15 protein-coding genes and 1 CRISPR repeat array are annotated in these 18,241 nt (G+C 70.6%); all 15 genes read left to right on the forward strand.

Annotated elements, in window-relative coordinates; translation table 11 throughout:
• The first annotated feature begins 131 nt into the window (after nucleotides 1-131).
• The 15 genes from EZM81_RS16150 (at nucleotide 132) to cas2e (ending at nucleotide 15,536) form a co-directional block, all read left to right on the forward strand.
• Nucleotides 132-1,169 (forward strand): YafY family protein, encoded by a 1,038-nt coding sequence (locus EZM81_RS16150; RefSeq protein ID WP_248298249.1) that lies wholly within the window; start codon nucleotides 132-134, stop codon nucleotides 1,167-1,169.
• A 177-nt stretch (nucleotides 1,170-1,346) separates the two neighbouring features.
• Complete coding sequence (repA, locus tag EZM81_RS16155) at nucleotides 1,347-2,540, forward strand: plasmid partitioning protein RepA (protein WP_136646421.1); 1,194 nt, start codon at nucleotides 1,347-1,349, stop codon at nucleotides 2,538-2,540.
• The gene (gene repB, locus EZM81_RS16160; protein ID WP_136646422.1) at nucleotides 2,540-3,463 is read left to right on the forward strand and encodes a plasmid partitioning protein RepB; all 924 of its coding nucleotides are present in this window, start codon (nucleotides 2,540-2,542) and stop codon (nucleotides 3,461-3,463) included. Before repA ends, repB begins: the two co-directional genes overlap by 1 nt.
• A gap of 178 nt (nucleotides 3,464-3,641) precedes the next feature.
• The gene (repC, locus tag EZM81_RS16165) at nucleotides 3,642-4,817 is read left to right on the forward strand and encodes a plasmid replication protein RepC (RefSeq protein ID WP_248298250.1); all 1,176 of its coding nucleotides are present in this window, start codon (nucleotides 3,642-3,644) and stop codon (nucleotides 4,815-4,817) included.
• Complete coding sequence (gene cas3 / locus EZM81_RS16170; RefSeq protein ID WP_248298251.1) at nucleotides 4,814-7,306, forward strand: CRISPR-associated helicase Cas3'; 2,493 nt, start codon at nucleotides 4,814-4,816, stop codon at nucleotides 7,304-7,306. The genes repC and cas3 overlap by 4 nt, the downstream gene beginning before the upstream one ends.
• A gap of 50 nt (nucleotides 7,307-7,356) precedes the next feature.
• Entirely contained in the window at nucleotides 7,357-8,832 is a 1,476-nt protein-coding gene (gene casA / locus EZM81_RS16175) for a type I-E CRISPR-associated protein Cse1/CasA (RefSeq protein ID WP_136646424.1), read from the forward strand.
• A complete protein-coding gene (gene casB, locus EZM81_RS16180; protein ID WP_136646425.1) occupies nucleotides 8,829-9,350 on the forward strand; it encodes a type I-E CRISPR-associated protein Cse2/CasB in 522 nt (173 codons plus the stop codon). The genes casA and casB overlap by 4 nt, the downstream gene beginning before the upstream one ends.
• Entirely contained in the window at nucleotides 9,347-10,447 is a 1,101-nt protein-coding gene (gene cas7e / locus EZM81_RS16185) for a type I-E CRISPR-associated protein Cas7/Cse4/CasC (protein WP_136646426.1), read from the forward strand. The genes casB and cas7e overlap by 4 nt, the downstream gene beginning before the upstream one ends.
• A complete protein-coding gene (gene cas5e, locus EZM81_RS16190; RefSeq protein ID WP_136646427.1) occupies nucleotides 10,440-11,141 on the forward strand; it encodes a type I-E CRISPR-associated protein Cas5/CasD in 702 nt (233 codons plus the stop codon). The genes cas7e and cas5e overlap by 8 nt, the downstream gene beginning before the upstream one ends.
• On the forward strand, nucleotides 11,138-12,994 hold the full coding sequence (locus EZM81_RS16195; RefSeq protein ID WP_136646428.1) for a DUF262 domain-containing protein: 1,857 nt from the start codon (nucleotides 11,138-11,140) through the stop codon (nucleotides 12,992-12,994). The genes cas5e and EZM81_RS16195 overlap by 4 nt, the downstream gene beginning before the upstream one ends.
• Nucleotides 12,994-13,659, forward strand: coding sequence for a type I-E CRISPR-associated protein Cas6/Cse3/CasE (gene cas6e, locus EZM81_RS16200; protein WP_211195431.1), 666 nt, complete (start codon nucleotides 12,994-12,996; stop codon nucleotides 13,657-13,659). The genes EZM81_RS16195 and cas6e overlap by 1 nt, the downstream gene beginning before the upstream one ends.
• 37 nt (nucleotides 13,660-13,696) lie before the next feature.
• Nucleotides 13,697-13,936 (forward strand): type II toxin-antitoxin system CcdA family antitoxin, encoded by a 240-nt coding sequence (locus EZM81_RS16205; protein ID WP_136646430.1) that lies wholly within the window; start codon nucleotides 13,697-13,699, stop codon nucleotides 13,934-13,936.
• Nucleotides 13,936-14,235, forward strand: a complete 300-nt coding sequence (locus EZM81_RS16210) for a CcdB family protein (RefSeq protein WP_136646431.1) — start codon at nucleotides 13,936-13,938, stop codon at nucleotides 14,233-14,235. The genes EZM81_RS16205 and EZM81_RS16210 overlap by 1 nt, the downstream gene beginning before the upstream one ends.
• A gap of 18 nt (nucleotides 14,236-14,253) precedes the next feature.
• Nucleotides 14,254-15,180 carry a type I-E CRISPR-associated endonuclease Cas1e gene (gene cas1e / locus EZM81_RS16215; protein ID WP_136646432.1) on the forward strand — a complete coding sequence of 309 codons (927 nt, stop codon included), beginning with the start codon at nucleotides 14,254-14,256 and terminating at the stop codon, nucleotides 15,178-15,180.
• Nucleotides 15,177-15,536 carry a type I-E CRISPR-associated endoribonuclease Cas2e gene (cas2e, locus tag EZM81_RS16220; protein WP_136646433.1) on the forward strand — a complete coding sequence of 120 codons (360 nt, stop codon included), beginning with the start codon at nucleotides 15,177-15,179 and terminating at the stop codon, nucleotides 15,534-15,536. The genes cas1e and cas2e overlap by 4 nt, the downstream gene beginning before the upstream one ends.
• Nucleotides 15,537-15,585: 49 nt before the next feature.
• Nucleotides 15,586-18,237: a CRISPR direct-repeat array (repeat unit 29 nt; unit sequence GTGTTCCCCGCCCACGCGGGGATGACCCG).
• Nucleotides 18,238-18,241: the final 4 nt, after the last annotated feature.

Consider the following 18,241-nt stretch of genomic DNA (forward strand, 5'->3'; position numbering starts at 1 on the left):
GGTGGAAATTGACTTATCATGCTCTTGTCCGCAATGGGTTTTTCGGGTGCGACCTGCCGGGTGACGACACCGCGCACCCCCTGCCCTGTCACTCGTCACAGACCGGAATCGCATCGACAGGCCGCGCCTTCATGGCTAGCCTGACTGGGGTGACAGAACCTGTCGGGGTTGCGATGTCCTTTGCCAAGGCGCTTGATCTTCTGCGGCTGGCCGAGATGGCGGCGGCGCGGCACATGGGCGTGTCGCTGTCCGAGATCGAGGCCGAATTCGGCGTGGATCGGCGCACCGCGCAGCGCATGACCCGGGCGCTGGAAGCCGCCTTCGACGGGGTCGAGACGCTGACCGATGACGCGCGCCGCCGCTATTGGCGGCTGCGCGCCGACCCGCGCCAGCTGCACGCGCGCGGCCTGCGCGACAGCGAGCTTGCGGCGCTGGGGCTGGCCATCAGGCGCGCCGAACGCGATGGCGCGACGCATGACGTGGCGGCGCTGTCCAGCCTGCGCGACCGGCTGTTGGGGTCCATGCCCGCCCCCCATGCCCGCCGCGCCGAGACCGATGCCGAGGCCCTGCTCGAGGCGCAGGGCTGGGCCTGCCGCCCCGGCCCCGTGGTGCCGGGAGATCCGGCCCTGCTGCCCCTGATCGCCCAGGCGCTGAAGGCCCCGAACCGCATGACCATCCGCTACCGCGGGGCCGACGGTGCCCTGTCCGACCGCCGGATCGAACCTTACGGCGTGCTGTTCGGCACCCGCCGCTATCTGGTGGCGCGCGATGTCTTGGCGCGCGATGCCCGGCTGCGGCATTTCCGGCTGGACCGGATCGCCGAGGCCAGGCTGGAGGCCGACAGCTTTGTCCGCGACCCGGATTTCCGGCTGGAGGACCATGCCGCCCGCGCCTTCGGATCCTATCACGATCCGGCCGAATATGGCCCGGTGGTCTGGCGTTTTGCCCCGCAGGCCGCTGCCACCGCGCGGGAATTCCTGTTCCACCCCCGGCAGGAGACCATCGTCGAACCCGACGGCGCGCTGACCGTGCGGTTTCAGGCCGGGGGCTGGCTGGAAATGGCCTGGCACCTTTACCAATGGGGCGACGCCGTCGAGGTGCTGGAACCCGAACCCCTGCGCCGCATGGTCGAAGGCCACCGCCGGGGCGACCTGCCCGCCCTGCCCTGACGCCATTGGGCTTGTGGCCAGACGGGCAAGGGCCACAAGATCATGACAAAACGCTTGCGCGACTCGGGCGCCCCTGCCATTCATTACGGCAAACAACGATCAAGACGCCTTTCAGCGTAACACACGAAACTTTCCGCCAAGCTTGGCGCGTGCGTTGAAAAGGCTGGCGGGGCAGCAATGGCGACAGGCAGGCAAGAGCGGATCGATCGGCTGGTGGGCGACCACGCGCGACGGCTGTCGGAACGGCTTCAGGCGCATCGTCAGCAACTCTTTCCGCCGAATGCCCGGCGCGCGCTGCGCAAGTTCACCTCGGGCGAGGTGGCGCAGCTTCTGGGGGTGACCGACGCCTATCTGCGCAAGCTGCATCTGGAAGGCCGCGGCCCGGCGCCGGAAACCGGGCCGGGCGGGCGGCGGCTTTATGCCGCCGAAGACATCCGCGCCCTGCGCGAGCTTCTGGAGAAGGGCGCCAAGACCCCCGGCACCTATCTGCCCGGCCGGCGGGCGGGCGATCACCTTCAGGTCATCACCGTCATCAACTTCAAGGGCGGATCGGGCAAGACCACCACGGCGGCGCATCTGGCGCAGAAGCTGGCGCTGGATGGCTACCGCGTGCTGGGCATCGACCTGGACCCGCAGGCCAGCTTTTCGGCCCTGCACGGGTTCCAGCCGGAATTCGACCTGCTGGACGGCGGCACGCTGTATGACGCGATCCGCTATGACGACCCCCTGCCCCTGCGCGAGGTGATCCAGCGCACCTATTTCACCGGGCTTGACGTGATTCCCGGCAATCTCGACCTGATGGAGTTCGAACACGAAACCCCCCGTGTCCTGGCCGCGCGGTCGGGGCAGATGTTCTTTACCCGCATCGGCGAGAAGCTGGCCGAGGTGGAGGCGGACTACGATGTCGTGGTCATCGACTGTCCGCCGCAGCTGGGGTTCCTGACCATGTCGGCGCTGTCGGCCGCAACGGCGGTTCTGGTCACCGTGCATCCGCAGATGCTGGATGTGATGAGCATGTGCCAGTTCCTGCTGATGACCTCGAACCTGCTGGGGGTGGTGGCCGATGCGGGGGGTGACATGTCCTATGACTGGCTGCGCTATCTGATCACGCGGCACGAACCCGGCGACGGGCCGCAGAACCAGATGGTCAGCTTCATGCGGTCGATGTTCGGCGAACACGTGCTGAACCACCCCATGCTGAAATCCACCGCGATCTCGGATGCGGGGCTGACCAAGCAGACGCTGTATGAGGTGGACCGTGCCCAGTTCACGCGCTCGACCTACGAACGGGCGCTGGAAAGCCTGAACGCGGTCAATGCCGAGATCGAGGGTCTGATCCAGTCGGCCTGGGGCCGGGAAAGGGGGCGGTGATGGCGCGCAAGGATCTCCTGAAGGGGCTGATGGAAGGTCCGGCCGAGGGCGAGGCTCCACCCCCCTCCCCTGCCCCGCGGCTGACGCGCGGTGCGATCGGGGCGGTCAGCCGCTCGATCGCCGATCTGAAGGAACGGGCGCTGATCGAGGTGCCGGCCGACCTGATCGACGATGCCGGCCTGCCCGACCGGCTGGATGCGGACGAGGCAGGAATTGCGGCCCTGGCCGACTCCATCCGCCAGCATGGCCAGCAGGTGCCGGTGCTGTTGCGCCACAGCCCCAACTACGAAGGCCGCTACGAGGTGGTCTATGGCCGCCGCCGGGTGGCGGCGCTGCGCCGTCTGGGCCTGCCGGTGCGCGCGCTTCTGCGCAACCTGTCCGACCGCGAGCTGATCGTCGCCCAGGGCCAGGAAAACGCCGCGCGCAAGGATCTGAGCTTCATCGAAAAGGCGATGTTCGCCCGCGCCATGGAAAGCCGGGGCTTTCCCCGCGCGGTGATCTGCGAGGCGCTGCATGCGGACAAGACCGTGATCTCGCGCATGCTGACCGTGGCCGATTCCCTGCCCGAGGCCCTGATCCGCGCCATCGGGGCGGCGCCCTCGGCGGGGCGCGACCGCTGGCTGGCGCTGGCCGCCCGGCTACGCGGCCGCGATCCGGGCGAAATGATCGCTGCCGCGCAGGGGGCGGATTCCGATTCCCGCTTCCGTGCCGTGTTCGAGGCCGCAGGCCGCCCCCCTGCCCGCCCCCGCGCCGAAGCGGATCTGCGCGGCGATGGGGGGGCGGCGCTCGGCCGGGTGCGCCGCGGCAAGGGGCGCGTGTCGATCGACCTGTCCGGCGAGGGCGCGGCGTTCGCCGATTGGCTTCTGGACCGGATCGAAGAGCTTCACCGCAGCTGGCGCGGCCAGACCGGCGGGAAGGACTGAGGCAACAACAGGCAGGAAGGAGGCACGCAACGGCCGAACCAAACGAAAAGCCCCCCGGAACATGACATCCCGAAGGGCCGTTCTTTCGATCTAGCACCTCGAAGATAGCGGCCTTCGTTGACATCTGTCAACGCCGTCCCGGGCGGCGGACGAAAGGTTTTTGCCGCGTGAAACGCACATGAGGCATATTTCCCTGACGCCCTTCGGGCGGCAGCCGGTTTCGGCCGCCCATCTGGCCGCGCTTTCGCTGGCCCAGACCCCCGCCCCGGCGGCCGAGGTGCCGGACAAATGGGCGGTTTTGCGCGATCTGACGGTGGCGCGCGCCGCCTTCGGGCTGACCGACCGCGATCTGGCGGTTCTGGCGGCGCTTCTGTCCTTTCACCCTGCCCCGCGGCTGGCCGATGACGCGGCGCTGATCGTGCATCCGTCGAACGCGGCGCTTGGGGCGCGCAGCCATGGCATGGCCGAGGCGACGCTGCGCCGGCACCTTGCGGCGCTGGTGCGGGCGGGCCTGATCCTGCGCCACGACAGCCCCAACGGCAAGCGATATGCGCTGCGTGGGGCGGATGGGGCGGTCGAGGCCGCCTTCGGCTTTGACCTGCGCCCGCTTCTGCTGCGCGCGCCCGAGATCGCCGAGGCCGCCGCCCAGGCCCGCGCGGCCGAAGCCGAAGCCGCCCGTCTGCGCCTGCGCCTGGTTCTGGCGCTGCGCGACATCGCCAAGCTGATGGTCTGGGGCGACCTGGCCGATGTGGTGGAACCCCGGCTTCTGCCCCTGCGTCGGGCGCTGCGCCGTCGCCTTTCGGTCGAGGCGCTGGCGGATCTGGCGGCACAGGCCCAGGCCCTGCTGGAAGAGGTCCGCCGCGCCGTCGTCATAGCCGAAACAGAAGAAATGAGCGGCAATGACCCCCATATTGCGCGGCAACAACAAAATTCAAACGAAGAGTCTCACGAATCTGAACCTTGCCATGAAGGGCAAGAGGGCGCGGGTTCGCCGCCCTGCCCGGCAGACCGGACCACGCCCCCGCCCCTGCCGCTTGCCCTGGTGCTGAAGGCCGCGCCCGAGATCGCGCTGTATGCCCCGCATGGCATCCGTGACTGGCGGCATCTTGTCGCCGCGGCCGATCAGGTGCGGCCGATGCTTGGAATCAGCCCCGATGCCTGGGCCGAGGCGGTGCGGTTGATGGGGCCGGTGGTTGCCGCCGTGGTGCTGTCCTGTATCCTTCAGGATGCCGCGCGCATCCGGCAACCCGGCGGCTATCTGCGGGCGCTGTCCCGTCGTGCGGCGGAAGGCGGGTTCAGCCCGGGGCCGATGGTCATGGCCCTGCTCAGACGCGAGGAGGCGCGGGCGGCATGACGGATCTTCGGGCGCTCATGGCGCGCTGGCCGGGCAAATCGGCGCCCGAGGGCGGCAGCGAACACCCGGCGGTGCTGCACATGCTGGATGTGGCGGCGGTGGCCGAACGGCTGATCGCGCCCCTGCCCTGCCCCGATCCGCTGAAGGATGCGCTGGTGCTGCTGTGCGCGCTGCACGATCTGGGCAAGATCTCCGACAGCTTCCGCCGTGCCCTGCGCGAGGGGTCGGTCCAGCGGTTCCGGCACTGGGAGATCACCGAGGCGCTCCTGTGGCAGCACGATGCGCGGCTGGCCGAGCGGCTGGGCAGCCGCGACACGCGGCGCGCCCTGCTTTGTGCCGCCGCCGCCGGCCATCACGGCAGACCTTCGCAGAAGGGAAAGGAACTCAACCGCTCGGGCACCGGGCCGGGGGGTGACTGGCAGGCCATGCTGGATGCCGCGGGGCGGGAGGCAGTGGAGGATGCGGCCCTGGTGATCAGCGCCTTTGCCGATCTTTGGCCCAAGGCCTCGCTGGCACCGCTTGCCAGCCTGGGTGAGGCCAAGCGTCTGACCTGGCAACTCAACGGTCTCCTCACCGTTGCCGACTGGGTGGGCTCGAATGCCGCGTGGTTCCCGGCCAGCCCGCCGGTGGACGACCTTGCCGCCTATCTCGAAGCCGCCCGCAGCCGGGCCGCCGCGGCGCTGGAAAAGGCCGGGCTGATCGCCCCGCCACCAGCGTCGGGCGCGCTGTTCGACTTCGCCCCCCGCCCCATGCAGGCAGCCTGCGCCGGGGTGCCCCTGCCCGATGGCCCGATGCTGGCGCTGATCGAGGACGAGACCGGATCGGGCAAGACCGAGGCCGCGCTGATCCTCGCGCGGCGGATGCTGGCGGCGGGCAAGGGACGCGGCCTTTACGTCGCCCTGCCCACGATGGCCACGGCCGATGCCATGTTCCGCCGCCTTCGCGCGGTGCTGCCGCGGTTCTTCGATGGCGCGCCCACGGTGACGCTGGCCCATGGCCGGGCTGGGCTGTCCGAGGACTACCGCGATCTTGCCCTTGCGCGCGAGCGCGACCAGGACGAACCCGGCCCCACCGAATGGCTGCGCGACAGCCGCCGCCGGGCGCTGCTGGCCACTGTCGGGGTGGGCACGGTCGATCAGGCGTTATTGGCCGCCGTCAAGGCAAGGCACGCCCCGCTGCGCCAGTATGCCCTGTCGCGCAACATCCTGATCGTGGACGAAGTGCACGAGATGGGCGACCCCTACATGGGCGTGCTGCTGCGCCAGCTTCTGCACATCCAGGCGGCGCTGGGGGGCTCGGCGATCCTGATGTCGGCGACCCTGCCGCTGGGCTTGCGCGCCGAACTCGTGGCGGCGTTCGAGGCGGGCGCGGGACGCACCGCGCCGGCTGATCCCGGGCCGGCCTATCCGTCGCTGACCGTGCCGGGCGTGGCGGCACCAGCGGTCATGGCCACGCCCTCGCCGCGCGGGCCGGTCAGGGTGGAAAGGCTGGCCGCTCCGGCCGCCGCGATCGATTTGCTGGCAGAGGCTGCGGAACTGGGCGCGGCTGCCGTCTGGGTGCGCAACGCGGTGGACGAGGCCATAGCGGCGGTCGAGGCCCTGCGCGCGCGCGGCGTGGTGGCGGACCTGCTGCACGCGCGCTTTGCCCTTGCCGACCGCAAGCGGCACGAGGCGGAGGCGCTGGTCGCCTTCGGCAAGGATCGCGCCCCCCGGCCCGGCCGGGTGCTGGTGGCGACGCAGGTGGTGGAAAGCTCGCTCGACCTCGATTTCGACGTGATGGTGTCGGACCTTGCGCCGATGGCGGCGCTGGTTCAGCGCGCGGGGCGGCTGTGGCGGCACATGGACCGCCGCCCGGCCGACACGCGCCCGGTGCCCGCGCCGGTGCTGCATGTGCTCTCGCCCGATGCCGGCGCGGTTGCGGGGCCGGACTGGGCGGCGGCGGAACTGGGCCAGGGGGTGCATGTCTATCCCCAGGGTGCCCTGTGGCGCACGGCCCGGGCGCTGTTCGAGGCCGGCGAGATCCGCGCCCCCGATGGCCTGCGCGCCCTGATCGAGGCCGCGCATGCCGACGATCCGCTGCCCTCGGCGCTGGAGGCGGCGGCGCTGCGGGCCGAGGGCAGGGCAGGCGCCGAACGCGCCCATGCGGCGCAGAACGTGGTGGGCTGGGAGGACGGCTACCGGATCGGCGCAAGCGGGGCAGGGGATGCGGACTATCCCACCCGTCTGGGGCAACCGCAGCGCGTGCTGGTGCTGATGCAGCCCGACGGCGCGCCCTGGGCGGGCGGGGCGTGGGGCGTTGACAGCTGTCAACTCTCCGAGGTTTCGGCAAGCAAGGCGCGGCTCGACCGGCTGGCCCTGCCGGCGTGCGACCCGCCGCCCGGCCTGCCGGACTGGCTGACCCGCACGCGCGACTTCGTCCCCGTGGGACAGGGTGGCGAAATCTGTCAGGGTCTGGCTTATCTGGCGGAATCCGGGCTGCTTTTCGCTTGACCGGTGTATCGACCGCAACCTAGCCTTCGCGCAGGTTGTGGGGCGTATTGATGCTGAACCTGATTTCCGATGCCTGGATTCCCGTTCGCCGCAAGGACGGTTCGCGCGCGGTGATCGCGCCCTGGCAGATGGCGGATGACAGCCTTGCCTTCCCCGACTGGCCGCGCCCCGACCTCAACATCGCCTGTCTGGAACTGCTGATCGGTCTGGTCTTCCTGGCCGATCCCCCGCGCGATGCCGAGGACTGGCAGGACCGCCAGAGCCCCGACCCCGACCGGCTGCGCGAAAGGTTCGCCCCCTTCGCCCCGGCCTTCGAGCTGATGGGCGACGGCCCGCGGTTCATGCAGGACCGCGAAGCCTTTGCCGAAGACGACCCCAACAGCCCCGACATGCTGTTCATCGACAGCGCAGGCGGGCAGACGATCCGCAACAATGCCGATGTCATGGTCAAGCGCGGCCGCTACGGCGCGCTTGAACCGGCCACGGCGGCGATGGCGCTTTACACGCTACAGGCGCATGCGCCCTCGGGCGGCAAGGGCAACCGCACCTCGATGCGCGGCGGCGGGCCGATGGTGACGCTGGTCGATCCGGGTGGCGGGTTCTGGCCGCTGATCTGGGCCAATGTCCCCGACGGGGCGCCGGCCACGGTGGAAACTCTGCCCTGGATGCGCCGCACGCGCACCTCGGAAAGGGGCGAGCAGGTCTTTCCCCAGGATGCCCACCCGGTGGAGGCCTTTTTCGGCATGCCGCGCCGGCTGCGGCTGGTCGGGGGCGAGGGGCGCGTGACCGGCGTCGTGCAGCGCCCCTATGGCACCGACTATGCCGGCTGGGAACACCCGCTGACGCCGCATTACCGCCAGAAGCCGGGGGCAGAGCTTTTGCCCCTGCACCCGCGTGCGGGCCAGTTCGGCTATCGCAACTGGCTGGGCGTGGTGCTGCCTGCGCCCAACGCCAATGACACGGCCCGCCGGGCGCGCATGGCCATGCTCTGGCACGACCGCAGCGGGGGGCGTCGGGCCGACCTGATCGTGGCCGGCTGGGCGATGGACAACATGAAGCCACGCGACTTCACCTTCTCGCGCGCCCCGCTGCTCGACCTGCCGGACGAGACGGCCGAAAGGGTCGAGGGTTTCGTCGAGGCTGCCTCGGCCCTGGCCGTCGCCCTTCGCGGGGCGCTGGCGCCGGTGCTGGCGGAAGGCGAGGCGCGCGAGGCCGCGCGCGAGGAGTTCTTCGCCCGCACCCAAGGGCCGTTCGAGGCCCGCATCGCCCAGTTGACAGCTGTCAACGCCGATGCGCAGGCCGTGGCGCGCGACTGGCTGGCCGATCTGCGGGCGGCGGCGCTGGCGATCTTCGATGCGCAGGCGCTGCCGGGCCTGGCCGAGCGCAACATCCGCGACCAGCAGGCGATCGTGCAGGCGCGGTCCGGCCTGACTGCGGCCTTCGCGGGTTACGGCAAGCTGGGGCAGGGGGCCTGGGCCGCGCTGGGGCTGACGGCGCCTGAACAGAAACGGAGGAAATCCGCATGAGCGACGGGCAGGGCAGGGGGGCCGCGGCGGCCCGCTGGTGGCGCGAGCGGCTGGCAAACCGGGAAAGCGGCGCGGCGCGGGGGCTGATGGCGCGGCTCAGGAGGGCCGATGCGCTGGGGGTGCTGGCCGAACCGGCGGTGCAGGCGCTGGCGCGCGATCTGGGCCTTGGGCCTGCGCAGGCCGGGGTTCTGGTGCGCCTTGTCCAGGTGCTGGCCGAGGTGCGGGACGACGCGGCCGAGACGCTGGCCCGCCGCCTGGGCGGGACGGAACCCGTCATGTCCCACCTGCGCTTCCAGCGCCTTCTGCGCGCCGAGGGGGAGGAGGCGGCGGTTGCGATCCGCCGTGCCGTCGTCATGGCCGACCGGCGCTGCAACGTCGAACGGCTGGCGGCCGACCTTCTGGTCTGGGACCACCCCGAATGGGGCGAGGCCGCCCGCCGCCGCTGGATCTTCGACTATTTCGCCGCCGCGCAGCCCGACGCCGACGCCGACCGCAAATCCGAGGAGAATGCCGCATGACCGTCTTCGTCCAGTTCCATCTGCTGACGCCCTATCCGCCCTCGAACCCCAACCGCGACGATCAGGGCCGGCCCAAGCAGGCCAGCTTCGGCGGCCATCCGCGGCTGCGGCTGTCGTCGCAGTCGCTGAAGCGGGCGGTGAGGGAGACGGCCTGGTTCCTGAACGATCTGGCCGGCCATCGCGGCACCCGCACCAAGCGCATCGGCGAAGAGGTGGAAAAGCGGCTGATCGCGAACGGAACCGCGGCCGAGAACGCCCGCGCCGTCGCGGCCACCGTGGCGGGCTTGTTCTCCAAGCTCGAAGCCGCAAAGGAGGGCAAGCCGCCGCTGACCACGACGCTGGCCTTCGTGTCGCCCGAGGAATGGCGCCTGGCGCATGACCTGGCCGACCGGCTGGCCGCAGGCGAGAAGCCCGACGAGAAGGAGCTGAAGAAGCTGGTCCTGCGCCGGGCCGACGGGGCGGTGGACATTGCGATGTTCGGCCGGATGCTGGCCGACGACCCCGATTTCAACCGCGAAGCGGCGGTGCAGGTGGCGCACGCCTTCACCACCCACCGCGCGCTGGCCGAGGACGACTGGTATTCGGCGGTGGACGACCTGAAGACGCGGGAAGAGGACGCAGGTGCCGGCCATATCGGCGAGGCCGGCTTCGGTTCCGGCGTCTATTACCTTTATGCCTGCGTCAACGTGGACCTGCTGGTGGAAAATCTCGGCGGCGACCGGGCGCTGGCAGCGCGGGGGATTGACGCGCTGGCGCGCGCGCTGGCCACCGCGACGCCGCGCGGCAAGCAGAACAGCCATGCCCACCACCCCTTGGCCCGCCACGTCCGGGCCGAACGCGGCACGAAACAGCCGCGCGACCTGTCGGGGGCCTTCTTCCACCCGGTCAACCTGCGGCTGGCGGAACTCGGCGCGAACGACCTGATGCGCGCCTCGGTCGCGGCGCTGGAGGAGATGGCGGGCAAGCTCGACCGCGCCTATGGCCCGGCGGCCGAGGCGGTGGCCGTGATGGACGTGGACCGCGAGGAAGGCAGCCTGGACGAGATCGCCCGCTTTGCCGCCGAGGCGGTGGACCAGCCGGCCCCCGCCGATGCCTGACTTCCTGGTCTTCACCCTCTCGGCCGCCTTCGCCAGCTTCGGCGATGTCGCGGGGCACGAACGCCGCGGGTCGTGGACCTGGCCGGGGCGGTCGGCGATCCTTGGCCTTCTGGCGGCGGCGCAGGGCATCCGGCGCGAGGGCGACTTCGCCGCGCTCGATGCCCTGCGGCTGGCCGTGGCGGTATTCGCAACCGGCGCCGCCCTGCGCGACTATCACACGGTGCAGACGGTGCCGACCGCCGCCGCCAGGCGCCCCCAGAGCCGCCCCGAGGCGCTGCGCAAGGCCGGAAAGGACGCCAACACCACCATCACGCATCGCGATTACCGGACGGGCGTTCTGTATGGCATTGCCGCCGCCGGCGAGGGGCTGGAGCCGCTGGCCGAGGCGCTGGACCGGCCCGCCTTTCACCTTTACCTCGGGCGCAAGGCCTGCCCGCTGAACGCTCCGCTTGCCCCGCAGATCGTGGCGGCGGAGACCCCCGAGGATGCGCTGCGCCACCTGCGCCTGCCGCCCTGGGCCGCGGGTCTGACCGCGCGGACGCTCTATGCCGATGCGGGCCTGCCGGGCGGCGCGCCCGAGCGGGTGGAAACCCGCCACGATGCCCCCCTTGACCGGCGGCTGTGGCATTTCGCCCCGCGCGCCGTGCAGGTGCGCGGCGTCCTGATCGCCCCCGAACCCCACGAGGCCATATGACCTTCGAGACCAACCCCCGCTTCCTGCGCGACCTGCTGGCCGAGGCCCATGCCGGCAAGCTGCAACTGCCCGACTTCCAGCGGTCTTACGTCTGGGGGGACGAGGACGTGAAGGCGCTGATCGCCTCGATCCTGCGCGGCTTTCCGGTGGGGGCGCTGCTGACCCTGCGGGCGGGCGGCGAGGTGAAATTCCGCCCCCGGCTGCTGGAAGGGGTGGAACCCGCGCGCCAGGCCGCCGGCGAAGGCCCCGCCGCGGCGGCGGACGAACTGCTGCTGGACGGCCAGCAGCGCATCACCTCGCTTTACGGGGCGCTGCGGGCGCCGCAGGCCATGCTGGTGCGCAAGCCGAAAAGCGAACGCAAGACGTTGCGGCGGTTCTACTATCTCGACATCGCCCGGGCGCTGAAAGCGGGCGAGGAACTGGAGGATGCCATCCTCGGCCTGCCCGAAAGCCGCATCCGCAAGGACGAGGCGCTGACCATCGACCTGTCGGACCGCGCGAAGGAGTTCGAATCCGGCTGCTTTCCGCTGAATATTGCCTTCGACCAGGGCGAGGCGATGAAATGGCTGTGGGACTATCAGGCCTATTGGCAAGGGCAGGGCAGCCCGCGCACCGATCAGGCCAACGCCTTCATGGCCCGCATCCTGCAACCCCTGCAAAGCTATCAGATGCCGACGATCCGGCTGGGCCGCGAGACCAGCCGCGAGGCAGTCTGCCTGATCTTCGAGAAGGTGAACGTCGGCGGCAAGAAGCTGGACGCCTTCGAACTGGTCACGGCCATTTTCGCCGGCGCGGCCCAGCCCCTGAACCTGCGCGACGACTGGGCCGCGCGGCTGGACCGCATCCGCAAGGGGCCGAAGGGGCAGGGGATGGGGATGCCCGTCTTCGACCATCTGCGCGGGTTCGACTTCCTTCAGGCCGTCTCGCTGGCTGCAACCCATGCCGCGCGCCACGCCGCGCCGGCGGGCAGCCAGCCGCCGCAGATCTCCTGCCGGCGCGAGGCGCTGCTTGCCCTGCGGCTGGAGGATTTCCGCACCCAGGCCCCGGCGGTGGAAGAGGGCTTCCGCGAGGCCGGGCGGTTCCTGGCCGAACAGAAGGTGCTTTGGGCCGCAGACCTGCCCTATCCGGCGCAGGCGGTGGCGCTGGCGGCCTTCTTCGCCATCGCGGGCAAGGACGCGCACAGCGCCCCCGCCAGGGAGAAGCTGGAACGCTGGTTCTGGCGCAGCTCGCTGGCCGAGGATTACGGCACCAGCCCGGAATCGAAGCTGGCCAGGGACGCCGAGGAGGTGACCCGCTGGCTGACGGGCGGGGATGAGCCCGACCGGATGCGCCTGCTGACCTTCAACCCCGACCGGCTGGACAGTCTGCGCATGCGCGTTTCGGCCGCCTACCGGGCCTTTGCCGCGCTGCTGTTGCGCCAGGGCTGCCGCGACTTCATCACCGGCAAGCCGGCCGACATCGGCACCTTCCACAACGACCCGATGGACGTGCACCACATCTTCCCCCGCGCCTGGTGCGAAGGGCAGGGGATCGGGGCCGATGCCTATGACAGCATCATCAACAAGACCCCCCTCACGGCGGGATCGAACCGCGAGATCGGCGGGCGGGCGCCCTCGGACTATCTCGCGCGGATCGAGGCGCGCCACGGCCTGACGCCTGCGCAGATGGACGACATCCTGCGCAGCCACCTGATCGAACCCGCCTTCCTGCGGGCCAATGATTTCAAGGGCTTCATCGCCGACCGCAAGGCGCGGCTGGCCGATCTGGCCGCCCGTGCGATGGGGCTGCCGCTGGCCGCCGCCGCGCCGCCCGCCGAGCCCGAAGGCGAAGCCGAGATGGAGGATGCCGCCTGATGTATCTGTCGCGCCTGACCCTGAAGCGGTCCCCCGATGTCGCGGCCCTGGGCGACCTGCTCGATCCGCGGCACTCGGGGCGCCGGCTGGACGCGCATCACCGCCTGGTCTGGTCGGCCTTCGCCGGCGACCCAAAGGCGACGCGCGATTTCCTGTGGCGCGACATGGGCGGCGGGGTCTTTCTGGTGCTGTCGCCCCGCCCCCCAGGGGACAGCGCGCTGTTCGAACGGGCCGACGCCACCCCCTTTGCCCCCGACCTTGCCCCCGGCGACCGGCTGGCCTTCGTCCTGCGCGCCAATGCCACGCGAACCGTGACCGGGCCGGACGGCAGGAAGCAGCACCGCGACGTGGTGATGGAGGCGCTGCACGGCCTGGCCCAGGGCGCGCGCGCCGCCCGGCGGCTGGAGCTGGCGCAAGAAGCCGGGCGCCGCTGGCTGGACGGGCAGGGGGCGCGGGCGGGCTTTCACGTGCTGGAGGCCGGCGTCACCGCCTATGACGTGGCCGAGCCGCCGGGGCAGGGCGCGCGCCGCCCGCGCTTTGGCGTGCTGGATCTCGAAGGGCTGATCGAGGTCACCGACCCCGCCGCGTTCCTGACACGCCTTGCGCAGGGCTTCGGCCGGGCCAAGGCCTTCGGCTGCGGGCTGATGCTGATCCGCCGGGCTTGACCCGCGCGCACTTGCGCATATCCTTTGCGCATGGATCATGGAGGTTCTCATGGGCATGACCCGCCGCCCCGCCAACCTGTCGCTGGATGCCGCCCTGGTGGACGAGGCGCGGGCGCTTGGCCTGAACCTGTCGGCCGCGGCCGAGGCCGGCCTGCGCGCCGCCGTGGCCGAGGCCCGCGCCGCCCGCTGGCTGGCCGAAAACGCCGAGGCGCTGGCCAGTTCCAACGCCTGGGTCGAGGCGAAGGGGCTGCCGCTCTCCCGGCACCGGCCCTTCTGATGGCCCGGTTCGACGCCTGGCCCAACCCCGAGGGCGCGGGCTGGCTTCTGGATGTGCAGGCCGACCTCTTGCGCGATCTGAACACGCGCGTCGTGGTGCCGCTTTTCCCGCCCGAGGCCGCGCCGCGCCCCGCCGGGCGGCTGAACCCGGTGCTGACGGTCGCCGGCCAGCCCGCCGTGATGGTGACGCAGTTCCTGTCGGCCGTGCCGGCAGGCCTGCTGCGCGGCGATCCGGTGTCGCTGGCAGGGCAGGGCACGGCGATCCAGAACGCGCTCGACCTCTTGCTGACCGGGGTGTGACGGGGCAGGGGCGCCGCGATGACCGAGACCATCCCCGGCCTGCCACCCGCCCGCCCCATCCCGCTGAAGGACCGCGCGGCGCTGGTCTTCGTCGAACGCGCCCAGCTGGATGTGGACGACGGCTGTTTCGTCGCCATCGACGAAGGCGGCATCCGCAACGTCATTCCCGTGGGCGGCATCGCCTGCCTGCTGCTGGAACCCGGCACCCGGGTCAGCCACCGCGCCGCGGCGCTGGCGGCGCAGGCGGGCACGCTGCTGGTCTGGGTGGGCGAGGGGGCGGTGCGGCTCTATTCCGCCGGCCGTCCGGGGGGCGAACGCGCCGACAAGCTCTTGTGGCAGGCGCAGATCGCGCTGGACGACTCCGCCCGCCTGCGCGTGGTGCGCCGGATGTACGAGATCCGCTTCGGCGAACCCGCGCCGCAGCGCCGCTCGATCGACCAGCTGCGCGGCATCGAGGGCGTGCGCGTGCGCGAAACCTATGCGCTGCTGGCGCGCCAGCACGGGGTGGACTGGCAGCGCCGCGCCTATGACCCCGGCGACTGGGCGGCCGCCGACCTGCCCAACCGCTGCCTTTCGGCTGCCACCTCCTGCCTGCATGGGCTGTGCGAGGCCGCGGTTCTGGCCGCGGGCTATTCGCCGGCCATCGGTTTCCTGCATACCGGCAAGGCGCTGAGCTTCGTCTACGACATCGCCGATCTGTGGAAGCTTTCCACCGTGGTGCCCGAGGCCTTCCGCATCGCGGGCCTGGCGCAGAAGGGGCGGCTTCAGCTTCCGGTCGAACGCGCCGTGCGTCAGGCCTGCCGCGACAGCTTCCGCCGCACGGGCCTGCTGGCCAAGATCATCCCCCAGATCGAGGAGGTCCTCTCTGCCGGCGAGCTGCCCAAACCCCCGCCCCCGCCCGAGGCCGCCGGCCCCGCCTTTCCCGACCCGGAGGAAGGGCCATGATGGTCATCGTGATGACGAACGCCCCGCCGCGGCTGTCGGGGCGGCTGAAGGTCTGGCTGCTCGAGGTGCGGGCGGGGGTCTTCGTGGGCGACTATTCGGCCCGCACGCGCGAAAGGATCTGGGATCAGGTGGTGGCCTATATCGAGGACGGCGACGCCGTGATGATCTGGGATGCGCCGACCGACCAGGGCTTCGATTTCGCCACCGTGGGCACGAACCGCCGGATGCCGGTTGACTTTGACGGGCTGAAGTTGGTCAGCTTCTATCCGAAGGATCACCCGATGTCGCAGCGCCCCGGCCGTCGCCTGCGACCGAAGGGCGGACCCGGCCCCGAATCGGGCCCGGAAAACCGGTAGGCTCTTTGACAATTGAAATCTGCTGGTAGATCAACTATCTGCCGGAAGAGTGTTCCCCGCCCACGCGGGGATGACCCGCCAATGGGCTTGACGCCACCGAGTATAGGCCGGTGTTCCCCGCCCACGCGGGGATGACCCGAGCGCGCCAGCGTTTGAAACACTGCTGGAAACGTGTTCCCCGCCCACGCGGGGATGACCCGTCATCAGCGTGATCACCATTGGCCTGTCGAGCGTGTTCCCCGCCCACGCGGGGATGACCCGCCGTGCGCGCCGCCGGGTGTTTGCGATCAAGGGTGTTCCCCGCCCACGCGGGGATGACCCGTTCTCCCGCTCCCACACCAGATGCGGGAGAAAGTGTTCCCCGCCCACGCGGGGATGACCCGTCATGAAATCCCACCACCCTCGTCTGCTTATCGTGTTCCCCGCCCACGCGGGGATGACCCGACGGTCAACTGGCGGGCGCGCTCGATCACGCTGTGTTCCCCGCCCACGCGGGGATGACCCGATCGGCTGCCAGCCTCTGCCGGCTGGCAGCATGTGTTCCCCGCCCACGCGGGGATGACCCGGCCATGACGCCCGCCCCCGCCCCGGCGGCCGTGTGTTCCCCGCCCACGCGGGGATGACCCGCCGCACAGTTCGATCCATGTGCCGCAGGCCTTGTGTTCCCCGCCCACGCGGGGATGACCCGGGACGGGCGGGGGTGGGGGTGGAGTGACCGCGGTGTTCCCCGCCCACGCGGGGATGACCCGATAGACGTGGGGCGGCAGCGAACGGCGGGTCAGTGTTCCCCGCCCACGCGGGGATGACCCGCACGCCCGCATCGCACCCGTGGCAGCACCGGTGTGTTCCCCGCCCACGCGGGGATGACCCTGCGGTGCGGGCGTGCTTTGATCTGGCTGGCTCGTGTTCCCCGCCCACGCGGGGATGACCCGTCCGGCATCCCGAGCGCGCCGGGGTCTGCGCGGTGTTCCCCGCCCACGCGGGGATGACCCGACCGCGTAATCTTCCGGCTGCATTCGACTGACGTGTTCCCCGCCCACGCGGGGATGACCCGATACGTCCCGCAAGGAAAGCGCTTCCGGGCTCGTGTTCCCCGCCCACGCGGGGATGACCCCATCCATTCCCACACATTCAGGTGGTCATAGGCGTGTTCCCCGCCCACGCGGGGATGACCCGGACATTGAGTTTGCTTGGGCATTTTTGCAGCCGTGTTCCCCGCCCACGCGGGGATGACCCGCCGCACTTCTGGCTTCCTGGTTTTACGCGGGGGTGTTCCCCGCCCACGCGGGGATGACCCGTTGATGCTACGGGGCAAGAACTGATAGCGCCAGTGTTCCCCGCCCACGCGGGGATGACCCGTATAGTCATTCGCCGCGAGAGCATGATCCGATGTGTTCCCCGCCCACGCGGGGATGACCCGAATGCGCCGCCAGCGTGGGCACCGGGCCTCCCGTGTTCCCCGCCCACGCGGGGATGACCCGATGCCATTTCCGCCTATGAGTCGTTTGAGAACGTGTTCCCCGCCCACGCGGGGATGACCCGCAGTAGCTCCCGGCTTCGCTCGGGTTAAGGCGGTGTTCCCCGCCCACGCGGGGATGACCCGACCCCGAACGAAACGCGCGCGGCTGAGGGGATGTGTTCCCCGCCCACGCGGGGATGACCCGCGCCCCGGGCGCCTTTTGCAATCGTCGGCCTGGTGTTCCCCGCCCACGCGGGGATGACCCGCGTTGCCATCAACTCATCCGAGTCCACGCTTGGTGTTCCCCGCCCACGCGGGGATGACCCGTTGTCCCGCAGGCGGCAGAACTCGGTTTCGTAGTGTTCCCCGCCCACGCGGGGATGACCCGCTGCTCTCCTCTACAGTTCAGACACCAGAAGCGTGTTCCCCGCCCACGCGGGGATGACCCGGGAAGCCCCTGATCCGACGCCAGCATACAAATGTGTTCCCCGCCCACGCGGGGATGACCCGCTCCGCCCTCAGATCAGGTCGGCGCCGTGCCCGTGTTCCCCGCCCACGCGGGGATGACCCGCACACGAGAGGATGAACAATGCGGACCTTGGTGTGTTCCCCGCCCACGCGGGGATGACCCGATACTGAGGCCAGAGGGGGAAACCGTCGCGCGGTGTTCCCCGCCCACGCGGGGATGACCCGGCGAATTTCTTTGATCCGTTGAATAGCGTTGAGTGTTCCCCGCCCACGCGGGGATGACCCGGCAATTTTCAGCCCCTCGAAGCCCTTTTGCACGTGTTCCCCGCCCACGCGGGGATGACCCGCCGGTCTGCGAGTAGTAGCCATTGGCCCGCATGTGTTCCCCGCCCACGCGGGGATGACCCGCTTGCGGAAATAGCGCCATTTCCTAGCGTATCGTGTTCCCCGCCCACGCGGGGATGACCCGCTGGCAGTGGGCAAAACACAAGCGACAGGTCGGTGTTCCCCGCCCACGCGGGGATGACCCGCTGGCAGTGGGCAAAACACAAGCGACAGGTCGGTGTTCCCCGCCCACGCGGGGATGACCCGAAGGATCAACAATTGCCGTTGTGGTGTTCCGTGTGTTCCCCGCCCACGCGGGGATGACCCGATGGCAGTGGGCAAAACACAAGCGACAGGTCGGTGTTCCCCGCCCACGCGGGGATGACCCGAAGGATCAACAATTGCCGTTGTGGTGTTCCGTGTGTTCCCCGCCCACGCGGGGATGACCCGACGC

Origin of the sequence: Tabrizicola sp. YIM 78059 (genome assembly GCF_004959785.1) — a bacterium.
Classification (GTDB): Bacteria; Pseudomonadota; Alphaproteobacteria; order Rhodobacterales; family Rhodobacteraceae; genus Tabrizicola; species Tabrizicola caldifontis.